The organism is Mucilaginibacter daejeonensis, from assembly GCF_020783335.1.
GTDB classification, from domain to species: Bacteria; Bacteroidota; Bacteroidia; order Sphingobacteriales; family Sphingobacteriaceae; genus Mucilaginibacter; species Mucilaginibacter daejeonensis.
The window spans coordinates 1,545,899-1,567,126 of sequence record NZ_CP086068.1; the positions used below are offsets into that span (position 1 = coordinate 1,545,899).

14 protein-coding genes are annotated in these 21,228 nt (G+C 49.5%); 4 read left to right on the forward strand and 10 right to left on the reverse strand.

Features of this window, described 5'->3' with window-relative positions; translation table 11 throughout:
• Positions 1-225: 225 nt before the first annotated feature.
• Positions 226-2,160 carry a 7TM diverse intracellular signaling domain-containing protein gene (locus tag LLH06_RS06710; RefSeq protein WP_228172495.1) on the reverse strand — a complete coding sequence of 645 codons (1,935 nt, stop codon included), beginning with the start codon at positions 2,158-2,160 and terminating at the stop codon, positions 226-228.
• Between the two features lie 118 nt (positions 2,161-2,278).
• Entirely contained in the window at positions 2,279-3,454 is a 1,176-nt protein-coding gene (locus LLH06_RS06715) for a chondroitinase-B domain-containing protein (RefSeq protein ID WP_228172496.1), read from the reverse strand.
• A 358-nt stretch (positions 3,455-3,812) separates the two neighbouring features.
• On the opposite strand from LLH06_RS06715, the gene LLH06_RS06720 reads away from it, so the two are divergent.
• Entirely contained in the window at positions 3,813-5,561 is a 1,749-nt protein-coding gene (locus tag LLH06_RS06720) for a cellulase family glycosylhydrolase (RefSeq protein WP_228172497.1), read from the forward strand.
• A 126-nt stretch (positions 5,562-5,687) separates the two neighbouring features.
• Positions 5,688-7,034, forward strand: coding sequence for an ethanolamine permease (eat, locus tag LLH06_RS06725; RefSeq protein WP_228172498.1), 1,347 nt, complete (start codon positions 5,688-5,690; stop codon positions 7,032-7,034).
• Between the two features lie 22 nt (positions 7,035-7,056).
• Here the strand turns inward: eat and LLH06_RS06730 are convergent, their stop codons facing one another.
• The 6 genes from LLH06_RS06730 to lpdA form a co-directional block, all read right to left on the reverse strand.
• A complete protein-coding gene (locus tag LLH06_RS06730) occupies positions 7,057-8,490 on the reverse strand; it encodes a hypothetical protein (protein WP_228172499.1) in 1,434 nt (477 codons plus the stop codon).
• 5 nt (positions 8,491-8,495) lie between these two features.
• Entirely contained in the window at positions 8,496-9,476 is a 981-nt protein-coding gene (locus LLH06_RS06735) for an aspartyl protease family protein (protein WP_228172500.1), read from the reverse strand.
• 114 nt (positions 9,477-9,590) lie between these two features.
• Positions 9,591-10,289, reverse strand: coding sequence for a deoxyribonuclease V (nfi, locus tag LLH06_RS06740; RefSeq protein WP_228172501.1), 699 nt, complete (start codon positions 10,287-10,289; stop codon positions 9,591-9,593).
• 66 nt (positions 10,290-10,355) lie between these two features.
• A complete protein-coding gene (locus LLH06_RS06745) occupies positions 10,356-11,216 on the reverse strand; it encodes a sigma-70 family RNA polymerase sigma factor (protein WP_090466905.1) in 861 nt (286 codons plus the stop codon).
• 176 nt (positions 11,217-11,392) lie between these two features.
• Complete coding sequence (locus tag LLH06_RS06750; protein ID WP_228172502.1) at positions 11,393-12,235, reverse strand: MBL fold metallo-hydrolase; 843 nt, start codon at positions 12,233-12,235, stop codon at positions 11,393-11,395.
• 103 nt (positions 12,236-12,338) lie between these two features.
• Entirely contained in the window at positions 12,339-13,730 is a 1,392-nt protein-coding gene (lpdA, locus tag LLH06_RS06755) for a dihydrolipoyl dehydrogenase (protein WP_228172503.1), read from the reverse strand.
• 359 nt (positions 13,731-14,089) lie between these two features.
• Here lpdA and LLH06_RS06760 point away from each other — a divergent pair, with 359 nt between their 5' ends.
• On the forward strand, positions 14,090-17,401 hold the full coding sequence (locus LLH06_RS06760; RefSeq protein WP_228172504.1) for a TonB-dependent receptor: 3,312 nt from the start codon (positions 14,090-14,092) through the stop codon (positions 17,399-17,401).
• A 128-nt stretch (positions 17,402-17,529) separates the two neighbouring features.
• Here LLH06_RS06760 and LLH06_RS06765 read toward each other — a convergent pair whose 3' ends face one another.
• Positions 17,530-18,708 carry an AIR synthase related protein gene (locus tag LLH06_RS06765; RefSeq protein WP_449560085.1) on the reverse strand — a complete coding sequence of 393 codons (1,179 nt, stop codon included), beginning with the start codon at positions 18,706-18,708 and terminating at the stop codon, positions 17,530-17,532.
• A gap of 1 nt (position 18,709) precedes the next feature.
• Here LLH06_RS06765 and LLH06_RS06770 point away from each other — a divergent pair, with 1 nt between their 5' ends.
• Positions 18,710-20,551 (forward strand): chloride channel protein, encoded by a 1,842-nt coding sequence (locus tag LLH06_RS06770; RefSeq protein ID WP_228172506.1) that lies wholly within the window; start codon positions 18,710-18,712, stop codon positions 20,549-20,551.
• On the opposite strand, the gene LLH06_RS06775 is transcribed toward LLH06_RS06770, so the two are convergent.
• A complete protein-coding gene (locus LLH06_RS06775) occupies positions 20,544-21,125 on the reverse strand; it encodes a hypothetical protein (RefSeq protein ID WP_228172507.1) in 582 nt (193 codons plus the stop codon). The two genes, LLH06_RS06770 and LLH06_RS06775, sit on opposite strands and share 8 nt — an antisense overlap.
• Between the last annotated feature and the right edge of the window lie 103 nt (positions 21,126-21,228).

Genomic DNA, 21,228 nt, shown 5'->3' on the forward strand with positions numbered 1-21,228 from the left:
GCACCAAAGGGCATTTCAAAGGGTGTAAAATGGCCTTTGGTAAGCCATGCGGGAGGTTTGATACGCTTGATGCACAGGTCCGTTCATTCAACTGAACGCCTTGAAAAAGCTGAGTTATTGCATCAATAGCGTTCGTTACGGGAATCGCAAAGGGCCATAGGCATTCATCAGCCTGCCCCGCTATACGCTTAAGCCCTGATCAACTTTTTTCAAATAGTTGCGTGATCACAATACCAGCGTGCTCCAGCCTTGCGGCGCATCCTTTTTGCGCGAGCGTTTTTGCTCCTGCATGGCTTTTTTTATGCGGATGGCATAAGCCCAGCAGGTGCTTTGACGGATCCCCAGCTTTTCAGACAATTGGTGCGACGAGATGGTTCCTTTGCTGCTGTAGATCAGGTAAACCAGATAGAACGCCTTATTGATCGGGATGCGGTTGTTTTGGAAGATGGTGTTGTGCAGGGCCGATTCTTCGTAACTGCATTTGGTGCACCGCCTGCTGTACGGTACGCGGCCTGCACAATAGGAGGTATGCTCGCAGCGGGTGCAGTGGTAGCCCGAGGCCCATTTCAGGTCGGACAGGAACTTATAGCAGGTCTCCTGATCGGGGTACTTGGCACTGAACTCCTCAAAGTTCAACTCAGCCGATAATGCCCGGGCGTTGGTCACCACATCGATATTGGTCTTCAGCTGCAGGTTGTCCTTCTCGAGGAGGATATTCATGCGGGTGATCTCGGCAGCTTGTTGTTCGAGCAAATGGTTGATGCTCATGAGCTGCTCGTTCTGCTGCTCGATCACTCTGGATTGCAACAGGATCTCTTCCGACTTTTCCACCACTTCTTTGGTGCGCACCTTTACCTGGTGTTCCAGTTCCTGGTTCAAGGAATCTTTCAGGTCGTTGTTCACCTGCATCTGCCTGATGGTCTCGTCCTGCGCCTCGTCCTTCTCCTTACGTAAAATGCGCACCTGATCGCCAATGGCGAACGACAGTAGCACCATCTCGATCACAAAGCAAAAGCTGATGGCGTAATAGCGGAAGAACTCGGGCAAAAAGTAAGCATAACCCATGGCCGCCGCCACCTTGATCACAAACCCGCCGAACAACACCGCGTAGGCCAGTACGAAGAAACGGGCAGGCTTAAAGCCCCTGCGATAGATGTTGATACCTGCCGCAAAGGCCACCGACAAGGGGAACACCTCCACGAACTTGTACAGGAACAGATCCTTGTTAAAGAACAAGCAGTACAGGAAGAACACGGTGCGCAGGGCGATGGTGAGGTTGATGAGCTTGTAAAAGCGCCCCGAGCGCTGCTTCACCTGCAACAATTCCTGGGTAAAAATGAGCGCGAACAGGCTGACCAGGTACAAGCCGATTCCATAGGCGTAGTAATTAAAATCGGGCGAGTTGGGCCACAGGTACTGGAACGCGATGCCGTCCACACACATCTCATACAAGGCCACGCTCAGGATGTAGAACACATAGTACAAGTATTGCTTCCGCTTCACCGCCAGGAACATGAGCAGGTTATGGAAGCAAAAGATCAGGATCATGCCATAGAACAAGCCGAACGTGATGTACTCATTGAGCGCGTAATGCACAAAGTAATCGATGGTGCGGTACACGATGATCACGTTGATCAAATTGCGCGCCTTTACCCTGAAGTAGTAGGTGTACTGACCAGGCACCGGGTCCTTGATCAGGAACTCGAAGTTCTTGTGGCGATACAATCGCGAATTGAAGGCCATGTCGGCACCCGAGCGGCTGGCGGTGTAATGGCCATTTTGATCGGGTATGTACGCGGTAATGTCGTTGGTGGTCTGGTCAAAGAACTCGAACACAGCGCCCTTACCAGCGGCAGAGGGCTGCAGATCCAGCTTGATGCGGTACCAGTAGGCGCTGCTCACATTCTTGTTGCTGGGATAATATTGCTTGTTCTCTTTGAAGCGGTCGTTCGCGTGCAGTATATCGGCAAAGGTGAGGTCGCCGGTGGGGTCTTCCAGCACCTTGATCTCCTCGTGCTTGAATTTGTGTTGCTCGATCGAGCTATCCACACGGAAGGGCACCTGCGCGTACGCAAAGTTCACCGCAAATAGTAACGACAAGAATAAAGGCAGCGTTCTGTTGAACGATGACCGGTATAAGCTGCGTAAAGATGACAGCATAAGCAATTCAGTATAGTTCGTTGGTCAATTGGTCATGGCGCCAGTGGGCGCGGTCGGTTTACTTAAAGTGTGGCCGTATCAGAACAAATATAGCATTGTGCATCGATCGCTGCGTATCTTATTGTTCTACGATCTGATCCTTGGTATTGGTGAAGTGATTGTTCTTCACTTTATTATTACCCGGTGGCACATCCTGCATCGTGCGCGACGGGTAACGCTTGGTGTCGAACTTGCCGGTCCAGTCCTCGTTCTTTTGCCCGCCGATCAGGATGCCCGTTTCGGCATTGTTGATCGTGTTATCAGTAATGCGGCAATCGGTAGCGGCCACGTAAAAGCCGGTCTCGGTGCGGCCCTTGGCCATACCGTAGTTGAGGCGTATAGCGGTGGCCACGTTGTTGAACTGGTTACGGGTGATCGTATGGCCGCTTCCATTGATCCTGATGCCCATGCCGCCTTTAAAGCGGTTACTGTCGATCACGCAGTCATGGCCGCCACGCATCACCAGTTCGGCGTTGCAATCTTCAAAATAATTGGCCTGGTAGGTGTTCTTACTGCTTTTGTTGCTGATCACCTCCGGCTCGGCGCTGCAGGCGATGAAGCGGTTATGGGTCACCATGGTGTTGGACACCATATTGCCGAGTAGGATAGGATCTTGCCCTACCTGTACGCACTCGCCACCGTTATCATTGGCCCAGTGTACGCGTTTCTTGTTCAAAAAGGTGTTATGGTCGATAAGCGTGTGTTGCGGCGATACCTCTTTGGTCACCTTTACCTGCACGTCCTGGTTATCGATGTTGGCCTCGAAGGTGCAATGGTCTATCCGGGCGGCTTCGCTGTTGCCACCGATCAGCACCAGCGGCATGAATTGCATTTTAGCCATGTTACGCTCAAAGGAGCAGTCGGTCACACGGCTCTGGCGCACGCTATCCATCTGGATCAGCATACCCGACCGGCCGTTGGCCTTGTCCAGCTCGCATTCCCTGAAGGTAAGGCCGCTGATGGTCACGTGGCTGGCTTTGACATTGAATAACGGCTGAGCCACCTTACCGGTAAAGACCACCTGGCCTTTGGTTTGCGCCGTGATCACCACCGGGCGCTTCTGATCGCCGCCGTTATTGATCCTGACCGACCATGGCGTATAGGTGCCGTTGGCGATCACCACGCTGTCGCCGGGCGCGGCCTTGGCTACGGCCTGGTCAAATTGAGACTGGTCATGCACCAGGTAGCGCTTTTGGCACCAGGCAGGGCAGGCCAGCGTTAACAGCAGTAATACGCCGTAAAAACAATGTTCCATGATAGCGGATCTGATAATTGGTGCAGTAAAGTTAATTACAAGTTATCATCGGCAAAAATGGGCGGCGGCCGCTAACGGCCTTTGTAACGGTGTTTTGATGCGAAAAGTGATCATTCGTCAAGCGTATCGATCAGCGTCTGGAGGAGAGTATAACAACGGTTCTCAGTAATCTGGTAATGAGCTACTTGTAAGATCTGTGCTAATTGTGCTCAAGCGTATCAAAATCGACATAAAGAACTGTTAATCAATTATTTGTAAATAATTTAATTATTTTTTTCGAGGTGCTTGATGTACTTTTGGGCTTTCACCTATTTCTATACTTAAAACCGTTCCGCGCCTGCGGATACCGTACACCATCATGACCAATAGTAAACCTATCGTTAAAAGCATTTGCAAAGTATTACTGTCGGTGCTCGTCGCCAGCAGCACCCATTTTGCCATGGGGCAAACCTATCTAAAAGCCAGTGGCCGCATCATCACCGATGCAAAAGGGAAAAAAGTGATCTTGCGGGGCATGGGTCTTGGCGGCTGGATGCTGCAGGAAGGCTACATGTTCCGTTTGGGCAACGTAGGGCAGCAATATCGCATCAAGGAAAAGATCGTGGGCGTGGCCGGACAGGAATATGTCGACCGTTTTTACGACAAATGGCTGAACATGCACACCCGCAAGATCGATGTGGATTCGATGGCCTCGTGGGGTTTCAACTCCATCAGGTTACCGATGCACTACGCCTTATACACCCTACCGGCCGACAAGGAGCCTGTACCAGGCAAAGACACCTGGATCGAGAAAGGTTTCGCGCTGACCGATAGCTTATTAAAATGGTGCAAGGCCAACCACATCTACTTGATCCTCGACCTGCACGCCGCACCGGGCGGCCAGGGCAATGATCTGCCTATCTCTGATCGTGATGCCTCAAAACCATCGCTTTGGGAAAGCAAGGCCGACCAGCAAAAGATGATCAACCTTTGGCGCAAATTGGCCCAGCGTTATGCCAATGAGCCGGCCATAGGTGGTTACGACATCATTAACGAACCCAACTGGGGTTTTGAAAGCGCCGATGACAAGCGCGGCACCAAGGAGACCAAGAATGTGCCCCTGCGCCAGTTGATGGTGGATATCACGAAGGCCATACGTGAGGTGGACAAAAAGCACATCATCATTATCGAGGGTAATGGCTTTGGAAATAACTATAGTGGCATCTTCCCGCTGTGGGATAAGAACATGGTGCTGAGCTTCCACAAGTATGGCAACTTCAACACCCAGGCCACCATTCAGAACTTTTTGACCATGAGCGAGCAGAACAACGTTCCGCTTTGGCTGGGCGAATCGGGCGAGAACTCGAACACCTGGTTCACCGATTGTATCAGGTTGGTGGAGAGCCATAACATTGGCTGGAGTTGGTGGCAGGAAAAGAAGATCGGTATCAACAACCCGCTCGAGATCAAACTTACGCCATCGTACCAAAAGCTGCTTGATCACTGGACCGGCAAAGGACCTAAGCCAAGCCAAGCAGAGGCCATCGCCGCGCTGGATGAGTTCTTGCAGAACGTGAAACTGGAGAACAACATCTACCATAAGGACGTGACCGATGCCATGTTCCGCCAGGTGCGTACCACGGCCACAGTGCCTTTTAAAAAGTTGACCACCGGCACCGTGATCCAGGCGGTGGACTACGACCTGGGCCGCCAGCGTTACGCTTATTACGACCGCGACACCGCCCGCTACCAATATACGCCGGGTGTGAATACCGACGGCAACCGTGGCCACAGCTACCGCAATGATGGGGTAGACATTAAACACGATGCCACTGGTCACTATGTATTCAACATTGAGGACACTGAGTGGATGCAGTATACCGTGAACAGCCCTGCGGCGAACGCCTATACGCTGAAGTTGATGGTGCGCTCGGCAGAGGGAAAAGGAAAGGTTTCGGTGATGGTCGATGGTAAGGCTGTTGTGGCGGACGCGGCACTAGGTAAGGCCAGCGCTGAGTGGTATCCGATCGAGGTTAAAAATGTGGTGCTGAAGAAGGGCGCTAATGCCATTAGGCTTATGGCCAACGAGGGCGGCTTTGAATTGAAGAGCCTCGAGCTGAATAAGTAATATCACCATACCATCAAAAGCCCTGATCATCACGACCGCCAGCCGGACGTTGTGATCGGGGCTTTTTGCTATAAAAGTGCCTCATTAGTGGCAGATCTTTTTATATTGTTCGTACAAAGATCAACAATGCCTGCTACACCTACGCTCCAACGAACGCTCAAACCCATCCACCTATGGTCGATAGCCGTAGGGTTGGTGATATCGGGCGAGTATTTTGGTTGGAACTATGGATGGGGCGTGGCCGGTACCGTAGGCTTTTTGATCGCTACGTTGGTGATCACGGTCATGTACGTCACTTTTGTATTTAGCTATACCGAATTGACTGCCGCCATACCACATGCCGGTGGCGCGTTCGCTTATGCCTACCGGGCACTTGGGCCGTGGGGAGCGCTAATAGCCGGATACGCTACGCTGATCGATCTGCTGCTGGCCACTCCGGCCATCGCCTTTGCATTGGGCAGTTACCTTCATTTTTTATATGCTGATATACCGGTGGTCGGCTCGGCGCTTTTCTTTAACGCGGTATTCATTGTCATCAACATTAGGGGTGTTAAGGCATCGGCAGCGTTCTCGGTGGTGATCACCATGCTGGCCGTAGCCGAACTGCTGGTGTACATGGGCGTCATTGCGCCGCATTTTAAGGCTGCCAACTTCATGACCGATCCTATGCCTTATGGATGGTCTGGCGTTTTCGCAGCTCTGCCTTACGCCATTTGGTTCTACCTGGCTATAGAAGGGGTGGCCATGGTGGCCGAAGAGGTGACCGACCCGGTCAGGAACATTCCCAAAGGTTACATTTCCGGCCTGTTGACACTGGCCTTGTTGGCCCTCGGTGTGATGGTGCTCACCGGCGGCGTTACCAACTGGCACCGCCTGTCGCAATTGGATCATCCCTTGCCCGAGGCCCTATCAGTGGTGCTGGGTAAGGGTAGCAGCATCACCAAGCTATTTGCCAGTATAGGCCTGTTCGGGCTTGTCGCTTCGTTTCATGGTACCATACTGGCTTCGTCCAGGCAAGTGTTCGCTATGGCCAGGAGCGGCTATCTGCCACGCGCATTATCGGCCGTGGGACAGCGTACCCGTACGCCCCATTGGGCCCTGATGGCCAGTGGCTGCGTAAGTGCTGTGGCCTTGTTAACAGGTACCACCAGTCAGGTGATCGTGCTATCGGTATTTGGTGCCGTTACCATGTACGGGTTGTGTATGGTGAGTTTGCTGGTGCTCCGTAAAAAAGAGCCGCGACTGCAAAGACCCTTCCGCGCACCGCTATATCCCTACTTCCCGGTAGTGGCGTTACTGCTATCGGCAGTGTGCCTGGTGGCCATGGTGAAATATGACCTGATGCTTAGCCTGATCTTTTTTGCAGGAATGCTGATCGTATCTTTGGTGTTCCTGATCACCGGTAAATACCGGTCGGCAGTAGTGGAAGATGAGTTATCTGCAGATGCGGAAGATCAGCATCGAACTCAATAGCACTGCATAAAACTATATTTCATTAATTTCCCATCCACAATACCGAGTTGCCGGTGGCATGCTCGTTCTGTTCCCATTGTTTATTGCCCGGGTCCAGGATCCAATCGTGCCCGTTGATCACGAATTTGTAAAGGTGTTTACCGGGCTTGAGGTTGAGGCTGATCACCCAGTCGTTACCTACACGCTGCATGGCGTAGCCGGGCTCGTTCCAGCCGTTAAAGGTGCCTGATAGTGATACACTGCGGGCATTATTGTAACCCCTTAGCACAAAGGTGTGGTTGGGGCGCACGGCTAATACGGAGTTGGTCTCATCGGTAGTGATGGTGTGTGGGTTGGAAGGGTCGGTCATCCAGTTACCATCCACCACAAATTTGTATTCGTAGTTACCACCCGGCAAGGTATAGGGCAACACCCAGCCATTAGCGGTGCGCTGCATCCGCATAACATTGGGGCGCCAATTGTTAAAGCTACCGGCCACATAAACGTTGTGTGCATCGGTATGGCCGGCAAGTTTGAAATTGGTGTTCTCGCCAAAGGATAGTACCGAATTAACTTCGTTGTTACGAACGCTGGTGGCTTTGTTGGCCGGATCTGATATCCATTTTCCATCAACCATAAAGCGGTATAGGTGCGTGCCCTCGTGCAGGTACAGTGGTAGTTGCCAGCGGTTGTCTTTGTATGCCATGATCAGCTGGTTGGCATTCCAGTTGTTGAAGCTGCCCGCCACGATCACCCGGCTGGCACCATTGTAACCGGCCAGTTTAAAGGTGTAATTGTACCTAAAGTAGATGGAATTGTAGCCACCCCAGCCATCGTGCTCTTTCAGGTTATTGCTTTCGTCACGTGTCCAGCGGCCGTTAATGATGTATTTGTAAGCGTACGGCCCCGGGTCTAATTTCAGGTCGCTCACCCAGCCGCTATCGGTACGGGTCATGAGCCCTTTCATGGTGGTCCAGTTATTAAAGCTGCCTGACAGCTGCACACGGCGTTTGTCGGTTTGCCCCGGCAAAAAGAAGCGGGTTAAGCCCGACGGCAATTCGCGCACGGTGATGCGGGCAAAGTTGTTCACGCCGAAGGCCACATCGGCCGGGTAACCGGGCTGACCTCCGGTTTGTAATACATTGTCATCGCTCACGTCAAAAGGTGAAACCTTACTATCGGCGGGCTGGGCATCGGCTGGCAGATCGATGCGGACGGTGTGATCATTCACACGCGACAGGTGCCAGCCAAATCGATTTTCAGGAAGGGTTTGGCGATCCAACAGCATGCCGGCATTAAGCCCGATCAAGTTGGCCCGGCTCAGTACACGGTCTATATCGGCACGTGGCGAACGGGTATCTACCAACACCAGCTTATGCCCCGACATGGAATACAGTCGTACATGGTTGATGGATGCCCACGTCATCAAACAGCACAACACAAAAAGCAAAATGATATAGTTCTTAAGCCGCGCCATCCTTATCAATGCTTGTAAATGTACATTTCAAATTCTTTTTTAGCGAAGTTTATGGTGAAAATACCCCTCGCAAAAAAGTCGTAACCCAGCACCCCATCCACCGAGCCGCCGTAGGCCTTGCCCAGGTGACCCAGATCGGTAATGAGTATACGGTTATTACTGAACAAGTAGTTGCCGATCACCAGCCTGTCAAAGTTGGCATAGATCAGTTCGGCACCGCCTTTGCCGCCTACGCCTACCATTTTGCTGCGGCTTACCACGGTCATAGGTTTGATCACGGCCTGTGGTGCCTCATTGCTTAACAAATTGCATTCGGCACCGGTATCGAAGGCTAACCAGAACGACCTGTCGGCGATCTGCCCTTTAATGAAGATCACATCGTTCATATACTTGAACGCGGTGCGCATCTCAGGTTGGTTGAATACGCGCTCGGCAGGAGCGATCTCGCCTTTAGCATCAAGCTTGTGCAGGTACAACACGTTATGAAAATGGTCGACCGTGATGGCCATTTTACGGAATACCTGCGTACCCAGAAGGCCCAGTATCTTGATGCCTTTGCTGTTCTCGATGGATGAAAGGTCGGTCACATCGGCCGCAAGGCGGTTGAACCGAAGGTCGAAGCCCAACGAAAGGTTGCGCACCTGCGTACGGAACGTGCCTGACGAAGTGCCATTAACCCCATTGGCTTCCTGCTCGCCAAGGTGAGGCATATCGCGAAAATAGGTGGCATTAAGCACCAGGTAAGGTGCGCCGGTATCTAACACAAAGTTACCCACCATGGTATCGACCTGCGCCTCGATGATGATCAGGTTGCCCGCCTTTTTCATAGGGATGGTCACCGTGTTGGAGCCGCCTTCAAATACAGGGTCGTCATCTATTACCGGAAAGCTGATGCGGGGAACATGCGGAGCAGGATGCGGCTTTGTGGCAGCGCCCATACAGGCGAACCACCCCAATAAAAGCAAGAATAATCCAACTGAACGCATGTTAGCTAACTTGTGACACCAGTAAGACGCCATAGGTTATGCGAGCGTTACAGCCGATAGTAATTATTTGTCATGCTAAATTCATGCAGTAGTCGCGAGGCACTGCAATAGCTTTTATAATAAGCTGGTTTGTCCGCTTTGATCTCCATGAGCTTTTCTTACCGCGTTCACATAATTGTGGGCCTGGCGGGTGGGTTCGGGAATGCGGTATCCACGTATGCAGTTCTGGATGATCTGAATGCTTTGCTCCATACTCACATGGTGGCCGGGCGACACATAGATGGGATTACTTTTGACTTTGCTGCGCAATGAGATACCGATCAGCTCGTTACCATCGCACATGGGGCTTTGGGCAAATGGCTTGTTAGCCGGTTCCTCGAACTTGCCGTAGAGGGGCTTTTTAGCAGTGCCGATGGTCGGCACATTGACCAACTGGCCAAAGTGAGTGGCTATACCCATCCGTTCTTCATGGGCAATGCCCTGGCCGTCGAGTACCACTAGGTCTGGCTTTATCTCCAGTTTATCCCAAACCTCGAGCAAAGAGGGTACTTCCCGAAAGGCCAGCAAACCCGGTATGTAAGGGAACCGCGTGCTGCTCACTACCGATGCATGACCGATCACTTCTAATGTTGGATACCTGAATAGTACCATACCGGCGTACACTGTCTCTTCATACTTATTGTTGGATACATCAGCCCCGGCAATGATCTGTATGGGTTTATCTAACGGGCGCACGTCCACTTGCTTCCGCATTTGCCTGTGGATGGCAAAGGCTTGGGCGGGAGTGAGGTCCTGGTAGAGTGATGGATGCATACCGGTAGCAACAAAAAAGCCTCTCCGTTGTGCGGAGAGGCTCTATGTTTTGGAAGCCTTTATGGCTTAACCTAAGTATGATTTTAAGATCTTGCTACGTGAGGTGTGGCGTAAACGTTGTAAAGCCTTGTCTTTGATCTGGCGCACACGTTCGCGGGTCAGGTTAAATTTCTCACCGATCTCCTCTAATGATAGCGGGTGGTTGGTACCCAAGCCAAAGAACAATACGATGATCTCGCGCTCACGCTCAGTTAAGGTTGAAAGCGAACGTTTGATCTCTTCAGACAATGACTCGTTGATCAGTATAGAGTCAGTGTTAGGCTCCTGGTTCTCCAGTACGTCCAACAGCGTATTCTCTTCACCTTGTACAAAAGGCGCATCCATCGATACATGACGGCCTGAATTGCTTAGCGTGTCAGATATCTTGTCAACAGTGGTCTCCAGAATGTCGGCCAGTTCCTCAGGTGAAGGCTCGCGCTCGTATTCCTGCTCCAGCTTGCTGAATGCCTTGCTGATCTTGCTTAACGAACCTACCTGGTTCAATGGCAAACGCACGATACGTGACTGCTCAGCGATAGCCTGCAGGATCGACTGACGGATCCACCATACGGCGTATGAAATGAATTTGAAACCTTTGGTCTCGTCGAAACGCTTTGCAGCTTTGATCAGGCCGAGGTTACCCTCGTTGATCAGATCACCTAATGTAAGTCCTTGATTTTGATATTGTTTAGCGACCGATACCACGAAACGCAAGTTGGTCTTGGTCAGTCGCTCCAGAGCAGCTTGGTCGCCTTCGCGTATCTTTTGGGCTAATATTACTTCTTCTTCGGCAGTTATCAGGTCAACCTTACCAATTTCGTGAAGGTACTTATCTAACGATTGTGACTCACGATTGGTAATGGATTGTGTTATTTTGAGTTGTCTCATCTATTTTATTACCTCGATCCTTGTTTTAGAATTGAACGTGCAAAGGTACAAAAATCTTATTAAATATCTTAATTGGATTTGATAATTACAATTAAATTATTATTGCAAATGCCTACTGTACGTTCAGTTTATTGCTATCTACTCTACATCAATTGTACCAAACCCTTGTCCGATAATTAAATATCGGTCAGCTTGAACACATCTTTTAGTCGCACACCTTTATCCGTATGTTGCACGGTACAACATTCGTGCACGGCGTCATGTTCCAAATACAGGACAAGGTCGTTATCTGCCGCTATTTGCAACCAATGCCGTTTTTCGTTCATAGCTTCTAGCGGGAACAGGTCGTAAGAGGCCACGTAAGCGATAGGCAAATGACCCGTAGTGGGGAACAGATCGGCCACATAGAGTATTTGACGCTCTTTGTACTGCAATAATGGCAGCATCATGCCACGTGTATGTCCGTTCACGAATCGCACCTGCATATTGGTCGAGAACTGCATGCCTTCCGCCGCTTCAACGAATTTCAGTCGACCGCTTGCCTGTAACGGTTCCAGGTTCTCTTTCAGGAACGAAGCTCGCTCACGATCATTCGGGTTGATGGTCGCCCATTCCCAATGTTGCTGGTTGGTCCAGTAGGTTGCATTGCGAAAGGTAGGCCTTAACTCCTCGCCATCACGGATCACCGCTCCCCCCACATGGTCCAGGTGTAAATGGGTCAGGAAAACGTCGGTGATATCGTCAGCGGTAAAACCGTGACTTTTTAAGGAACCTTCAAGGGTGTCGTCGCCGTGCAAGTGATAATAGGGGAGTACCTTTGGGCTCAATTTGGTGCCTATACCCGTATCGATCAGGATCAGGCGGTCATCATCCTGTACCAGGAGGCAGCGCATGGCCAGTGTGCAGAGGTTCTGCTCATCGGCCGGGTTGGTCTTGCTCCAGATGGTCTTAGGCACCACGCCGAACATAGCCCCGCCGTCGAGTTTAAACAGGCCGGTGTTGATGGTGTATAGCTGCAAATCGTGAATTTTAGGTAGATCATCTTCACTGGCTTTGAGGCCAGTGGTTCAAAAGCAAATAGACCATAGCTGTTGGGCTATGGTCTATTTTGATGGGTATCTTTTATAAGTGGATCACTTCATCGTAAGCTGCTGCTGCAGCTTCCATGATGGCCTCACTCATGGTAGGGTGAGGGTGAACCGACTTGATCATCTCATGACCGGTGGTCTCCAGTTTACGGGCCACCACGATCTCGGCGATCATTTCGGTAACGTTGTAACCAACCATATGTGCGCCCAGTAATTCGCCGTATTTAGCATCAAAGATCAGTTTTACAAAGCCATCTTTAGCACCGGCGGCAGATGCCTTACCTGATGCCGAGAATGGGAAACGACCGATCTTTAGTTCATAACCAGCTTCTTTAGCTGCTTTTTCGGTGTAACCTACTGAAGCTACTTCCGGAGAGCAGTAAGTACAGCCCGGGATATTGTTATAGTTCAACGGCTCAACGTGCTGACCGGCAATCTTTTCAACGCAAATAATACCTTCGGCAGAGGCCACGTGTGCCAGTGCCTGGCCTTTAACGATATCACCGATGGCGTAAACACCTTCAATGTTGGTCTTGTAGTAATCATCTACCAATACTTTGCCTTTGTCGGTCTTCACGCCAACCTCTTCAAGGCCTAAGCCTTCCAAGTTAGTAGCTATACCTACTGCCGAAAGTACGATCTCGGCTTCGAGGGTCTCTACACCTTTAGCGGTCTTCACGCTTACTTTGCAAAGTTCGCCGGTGGTATCAACCGACTCAACAGTAGATTGGGTCATGATGTTGATGCCGGTCTTTTTCAGGCTGCGGGCCAGTTGTTTCGAAACTTCCTCATCCTCCAGAGGCACGATATTGTCTAGGAACTCCACAACGGTCACCTGGGTGCCCATGGTAGCGTAGAAGTAGGCGAACTCGATACCGATAGCGCCTGAACCTACTACCACCATTGACTTAGGTTGTTTAGGCAGGTTCATTGCCTGACGGTAGCCTATGATCTTTTGGCCATCCTGTTTCAGGTTAGGCAACTCGCGAGAGCGGCCGCCGGTAGCTAAAATGATATGTTTTGCGGTGTGCTCAGCGGTCTTGCCATCGGCGGCGGTAACAGTTACCGCACCTTTGCCTTTAAGCTTGCCAAAACCCATGATCACATCGATCTTGTTCTTCTTCATCAGGAACTGAACGCCTTTGCTCATGCCTTCAGCCACGCCGCGGCTGCGTTTGATCACGGCCGAAAAGTCGGCCTCGCCTTTTACATCAACATTGATACCGTAATCGGCAGCGTGGTTAATGTACTCGAACACCTGGGCGCTTTTTAACAAAGCTTTGGTAGGGATACAACCCCAGTTAAGGCAGATACCACCCAATGATTCTTTTTCAATGATGGCTGTTTTTAAGCCGAGTTGTGAAGCGCGTATAGCAGCAACATAACCACCAGGACCAGATCCGATAACAATTACGTCGTAGTTCATTATGTTTTCTTTTTCAAGTTGTGCGCCAAAGCTAATTAAAAAGGCTGATACAATGAAACCTGGTGCCGGGGGAGAGAATGGCCCGATCTGTCATGCGATCGTAAGAAATATTGGCCTTAATATAAACTTAACCATTCAAATTGACCAAAAATATCTTGTTCACCCGATCTTTTTGCGCAGAATGCAATATATTAAGTGTATTAGTGATGTTTATTTCCGCTATGGATCGTAAAATTTCTGAAATGTGAAAAATTTACCGTCTTTATTAACATTAACTTAACACCACATCTGCGGTACTTGATTATCTTTGTGCTTGAATTTAAAACTATTTTAAACGTTCATTAAAAACAAACAAAAGTATGAGGAAAGTTCTACTTCTCAGCATGATGTTCTTGTTAGCCACGGTGGCTGCGTTCGCGCAGGTGACCACCAGTAGTTTAACAGGGGTGTTAAAAGACTCAAAAGGTGAAGCATTGGTAGGTGCTACCGTTAAAGCGACCCACCTCCCAAGTGGATCGAACTATTCGACCGCTACCAACGCCGATGGTCGTTACACTATCGCCAACATGCGTGTAGGTGGTCCGTACCGAGTGACCATCAGCTACATCGGTTTCGAGACCAAGACCGTGAATGACATTACCCTTACCCTGGGTCAGCCTTATGTGCTTAATACCACTATGGCCGCTACCGGTACTGTACTTACCGATGTGGTAGTTACCGGCACAGCTAACAAATTGCTGAGCAGCAACAGACAAGGTACTTCTACAAACATCAGCACCCGTGAGATCAACACTTTACCAACGATCACCCGTAACCTGAATGACCTGACCCGTATCACACCTCAGGCTACTTCTACTAACAACGGTGCTATAGGTGGTGGTAACTCTCGTCAAAACCAGGTAACTGTTGATGGATCTAACTTTACCAACCGTTTCGGTATCGGTAGCAACCTGCCAGCAAGCGGTTCGCCAATATCATTGGACGCGTTGCAGGAGATCTCGGTCAATGTTACTCCATTTGACGTTAAACAAGGTGGTTTCATTGGTAGCTCGGTGAACGCGATCACCCGTTCAGGTACTAACCAGATCGAAGGTTCGGTTTACACCTACTGGAGAAATGATAAATTGCAAGGTAACAAGGTAGGTGATAACACCCCTTTCACTAAGCAAAGACTTCAGCAGAACCAAACCGGTTTCCGTATCGGTGGCCCGATCATTAAAGACAAATTGTTCTTGTTCGTGAACGGCGAGTTCATGAAACAGACCTCTCCAGGTCAGCAATTCGTTGCCGCTACTACTGCTAACCCATTTGTTATCGGTAACACTGCAAATATCAAACGCCCAACTGAAACTCAGTTGAATGACATCCGCAGCTACCTGCAATCAAAATACGGTTATGAGACCGGTCCATACCAAGGATATGATTTTAAAAGCAAGAACAACAAGTTCCTTGCCCGTTTAGACTGGAACATCAATGACAACAACAAGATCAACGTACGTTACAGCCAAGTAGAGAGCTCATCTCCAAGCTTTGTAAGTACTTCACGTAGTCCATTGTCAGCTTTTTCGCAAACTCGTACCAGTCAGTACGCTTTACAATTCGCTAACGCTAACTACGCTCAAGATCAAAACTTATACTCAGGTGCTTTGGAATGGAACTCTAACAACCTATTCGGTTCTAAGGTATCTAACACTTTACGTGTGACCTACGATCACCAAAACGATCCACGTAGCTCACAAAGCTCATTGTTCCCATTTGTTGACATCTTGCAAGATGGTCTTCCGTTGACCTCATTTGGTTACGAGCCATTTACTTATGGTAACTTGCGTGACGTAAAGACCACCACTGTGTATGATTATGTGACCCTTACCGCAGGTAAACACAACATCACCGCAGGTGTTCAAGGTGAGTTCAGCAGAACCACCAATGGTTTCCAACGTTTCGGTACCGGTTACTACACTTTTGCTTCATGGGCTGATTTTGTGAACGGTGCAAAACCTCAAGACTTTGCGATCACTTACCCGCTTAACCAAGGCTTTAACCAAGCTTTCCCAAGCTTCAAATTCGCTCAGTACTCTGTATATGGTCAGGATGACATCTCCATTAGCGACAGATTCCACGTTACTCCAGGTTTACGTATCGACATCCCTACCTTCCCAGGTACTGACGAGATCAAGACCCATCCATTAGTAGCAGGCTTAGCTTTCAACAATGGTGTAAGAGTGAACACAGGTGCTTTACCAAAAAGCCGTGTGATGTTCTCGCCACGTGTTGGTTTCAACTACGATGTGAACGGCGACCGTTCAGTGGTATTACGCGGTGGTACCGGTATCTTTACTGGTCAGATCCCATTTGTATGGATCGTTTCACAATCAGGTGACTCAGGCTTACTGCAATTTACTCAAACTTATGTAGGTCAGGCTAACACTCCTGGTCCGTTCAACCCAGATCCAACCGCTTACCGTCCAACAACATTGCCAACCGTAGGTGGTGCTATCCCGAGCGCGATCAGTGCTATGGATCCTAACCTGAAATTCCCTCAGGTATGGGGTAGCAGCTTAGCTGTAGATGCTAAGTTACCTTGGGGCGTAGTAGGTACGTTAGAAGGTATCTATAAAAAAGATATCAATAACGTTTACGGTACTAACGTGAACTTGGTTACCCCAACTGCTTTGGCTATCTCGGGTTATGCTGACACCCGTGAGATCTATCCATCATCTAACGGTTCTAAATTCGTTAACCCAATATCAAGCACTGGTCAGCCTTTGGCTAATGGTACTGCTACTGGCGCAAATGCGTTCAACACTATCGTGTTGACCAACGGTAAAGGTGGCCACTACTACAACGTGACCGCTAAGTTAGAGAAGACCTTCAGTCATGGTTTTGCCGGTATGGTGGCTTACAGCCGCAGCGGTGCTAAGAACATATTTGACGGTAGCGGTGATCAGCTGATCAACACCTGGTCACTTACTCAGGTAGTTAATAACGCTAACACTCCTCCGTTAAGCTACGCTAACTACGTGGTGCCTAACCGTGTGATCGCCAGCGTGCAATACCGCCAAGAGTATTTGAAGCACTTAGCAACAACTATCTCATTGTTCTATGAAGGTTCGATCACTGGTCGTTTCTCTTACATCTATTCGAACGACTTTAACCGTGACGGTCAAACCAATGACCTGATCTACGTTCCTAAGGATGCAAGCGAGATCACTTTCGTACCGGTTACTTATGGTGGTGTAACTTATACTCCACAACAACAAAGCGATGCTTTCTTTGCTTACGTTTCTCAAGACAAATACCTGAGCAAACGCATGGGTAAATACGCTGAACGTAACGGTGCCCAATACCCATGGAGAAATCAGGTTGACTTTAAGTTCCTGCAAGACCTGTTTGTTAACGTAGGTGGCAAACGCAACACGATCCAGTTCTCGTTCGACGTGTTCAACTTTGGTAACCTGTTGAACAAGAAATGGGGTTCTTACAAATTAGTGAACAACTCATCTATCCTGGTGCCTACTAACACCAGCTCTTTGAGTGCTAACGGTACTACCAAACCGACCTTCCAATTAGGTCAAGACAGAGGTTCATTGATCACCAACACCTTCAGAGATGACGTGAGCTTGAACTCAACTTACTATATGCAGTTCGGTCTGCGTTACATTTTTCAATAATAGTTAAACCTATTATATAGCAAGGCTGCCCCACTATCGGGGCAGCCTTTTTTGTTGACTTAAATTCTGCTCAACAAAAAAGGGTGAACGGTCATGCCGTTCACCCTTTTCACAAATGTTGTATCATGTTAGTTGTAAATGAACTCGCCGAACTCTGATCTAACGGTCACTTGCTTTTTATCGGCAGCTTCCACGCGGCCAATGATCTGCGCCTCGATGCCGAAACTTTGCGAGATGGCGATCACCTCCTGCGCGATCTCCTGAGGTAAGTAAAGCTCCATACGGTGACCCATATTAAACACCTTGTACATTTCCTGCCAGCTGGTGCCTGATTGCTCATGGATCAGCTTGAATAACGGAGGTACAGGGAAAAGGTTGTCTTTGATCACATGCACATCATCTACAAAGTGTAAGACCTTGGTTTGTGCGCCACCGCTGCAATGTACCATGCCGTGGATCTGGCTGCGGTAAGCGTCGAGTATCTTTTTGATCACCGGTGCATAGGTACGGGTAGGAGATAGCACCAGCTTGCCCGCGGTTGTGGTTCGCCCGTTGCCGATATCGATGAGGTCGGTCAGGTTCTTGTCACCCGAAAATACCAGGCTTTCAGGTACTGCAGGGTCAAAGCTTTCAGGGAACTGTTGTGCGATGCTTTTGTTGAACACATCATGACGGGCGGAGGTGAGTCCGTTCGAACCCATGCCACCGTTGTACTCATGCTCGTAAGTAGCTTGACCATAAGAGGCCAGGCCTACGATCACATTGCCGGGTTGTATGCGGTGGTTCGAGATCACGTCCGCGCGCTTTAAGCGGCAGGTAACGGTACTGTCCACAATGATGGTGCGTACTAGGTCGCCCACGTCGGCCGTTTCGCCGCCGGTGCTGTAAATGCCAATGCCGTGGTCGCGTAATTCCTGTAATATCTCTTCAGTACCATTGATGATGGCGGCGATCACCTCGCCCGGTATCAGGTTCTTGTTACGGCCAATGGTGGATGAGAGCAGGATATTATCAGTAGCTCCCACGCAAAGCAGATCATCCAGGTTCATGATAATGGCATCCTGAGCGATCCCGCGCCAAACAGAAAGGTCGCCGGTCTGTTTCCAGTACACGTAAGCCAGTGATGACTTAGTGCCGGCACCGTCGGCATGCATAATATTGCACCATTCAGGGTCGTTAGTTAATATATCAGGGATTATCTTGCAAAATGCTTTTGGGAAAAGTCCTTTGTCGATGTTCTTGATAGCGTTATGAACATCATCCTTAGAGGCTGATACCCCGCGCTGGTCATATCTTTGGTCAGAGATCATGGTCAAATATACAGCTTACTGTTTTAAGATCATTACTTTTGCGTTACATCAGCACCTTGCCATGTTCAAAAAGCTTAACATTTACATTAACCATTGGCGTGCCCGTCAAACCAATAGTCGTACATTTTTATTGTACAGCAGTGTATATGTAGGCATTTTAGGCGGTCTTGCGGCAGTAGTATTGAAATACCTGGTGCATTTTATGGAGGAACTGAGCCGCGAGTTGGCGGCACGTGTTCCTTATCATTACAGCTTTTTGTTATTGCCCGCCGTGGGTATATTGCTTACGGTAGCGTACCAGCACCTGATCAATCGGGACAGTATGCAAAAGGGGATAGGCAACCTGCTGATGAACATCAAACGTAACAAAGCCAACATCAAGCATGATAACGCTTATGCGCATTTGATCAGTAGTTCGCTTACGGTGGGCTTCGGCGGTTCGTCAGGCTTGGAGGCGCCTATCGTGGTCACCGGTGCGGCCATTGGATCTAATACCGGGCGTTTCTTCAAGTTGAGCACTTACGAAAAGACCGTGTTGCTGGCCGCCGGATCGGCTGCGGGTATTGCGGCGGTATTCAACAGCCCGATAGCAGGTGTACTGTTCGCACTCGAGGTGATCATTGGCGAGATCACTATCCCAACCTTTATTCCGCTGCTCATTGCCTCGGCAACAGGTGCAGTGGTGGGTAAATTACTCAACCCACGGCAATTGTTCCACCTCGTTACCGAAGGTTGGCTTGTGCAGGCCTTGCCCTTTTATGCTTTGCTGGGGATATTTAGCGGTTTAGTGGCCGTGTACATCAATAAGGTAGGGCATGACCTGGAGAGGGGTATCTTCACTAAACAGAACCGCTATGTGCGGGCCATTGCAGGTGGCTTATTATTAGGTGTGCTGATCCTGCTCTTCCCGCCGCTTTTCGGCGAGGGGTACCATTACATGCAAGCTATCTTGAATGGTAATATCGAAGCCTTAAAAGAGGAATCCTTATATGCCGACTGGCTGTCGAAGCCACTCATCATGCTTTTGTTTATCGGTGCGTTGGTGTTCATCAAGATCGTGGCTACAGGTATCACCCTTGGGGCCGGTGGTAACGGCGGTACTTTTGCGCCCACCATGTTCACCGGGGCTTTTTTGGGTTTACTTGTAGCATACGGCATAAATCAGACCGGCCTGATCCACTTGAACACCAGTAATTTTATAGCAGTCGGGATGGCGGGGGCGCTAAGCGGGGTGCTGCATGCACCACTGACGGCGATATTCCTTATTGCCGAGATAACTGGCGGTTACCTGTTATTCATCCCATTGATGGTGGTATCGGCCATCTCTTACATCATATCCCGATACTTCAAGTCGTACAATGCTTACTGGGAGTCGCTTATCCACGAAAAGGATATTCATCCTGATCAGGACCATAGTATGCTGAACGAGATGCGGCTGGATACGCTGATCAATAAAAAGTATGTGGCCGTAGACCCTGACATGTCCCTTGACGACCTGTATCATATCCTTGCTACCACAACAGCCAATATATTCGCCGTGGTAGATGCCGACCATCAATTAAAAGGAGTGATCTGGATGGACGCGATCCGCAAGGAATTCTTCAACACCGACCATGCCCAAACCACCGTTGCTGATGTGATGGTGGCCCCGCCTGCACTGATCAGCTACAACCAGCCTGTAAGCAGCGTGATGACCGTATTTGATAATCTGGATGCCTGGCAGCTGCCCGTAGTGCGCGATGGAAAGTTCGTTGGCTTCGTATCCAAATCGGTACTGCTCGACCAGTACCGCCAGGTGTTCATCAAACAGCACAAACACGCCGACTTTTTTGCTAAGTAAGCAACATGCCGTAACTAAGGATCAGCATCATAGAAGCTACAAAGACTATGAAATATAACGATGATCTTATGTAGGCGAATGAATGCTCTTGCTTCATGAGGATCTGGCGGATCTTTTGACTAAATAGGAGCAGTAAGCAGACGGTCCATAAAAAGCTTAAATCTACAAAACTAAGTGGCCCTGATCTGCCACTTTCATGGCCGAATATACCTGTGATATCGGCAAGGATCAACAGGTTCCAAACACCCACAACGAATATGGCAGGCCATTTTTTGATAGGGAAGTAACCTGATCGCTGTATGGCATTGATCGTTTCTTCCTGTTCAGGATCCCGCTCGCACCTGTCTTTATCTAAAAAACCAGTGCGTTCGATCCTCGATAATAATTCTCTCGAGCTTCCCGAATACGAAAAATAGATCCTCTTAGGGTAATGGGACACATTATGTATGATCTGGATAGTGCCTGCAGTAATATTTAGGAAAGAGCCTTGTGGTACGATCCTGATCACGTCCGTTGGTTTGAAAACTACCGTTCCAGCCAAGCCGCCACTGACCTCCATTCTGTTCTTGCTCACAAAAAGCTCCCCGAACGGCCATGTTGAGCGTATGAGACCTATACGAGTCCCTCCTGTTTCCTTTACCTCATACATAAAAAACGATAATGGTTTAGATCGACCG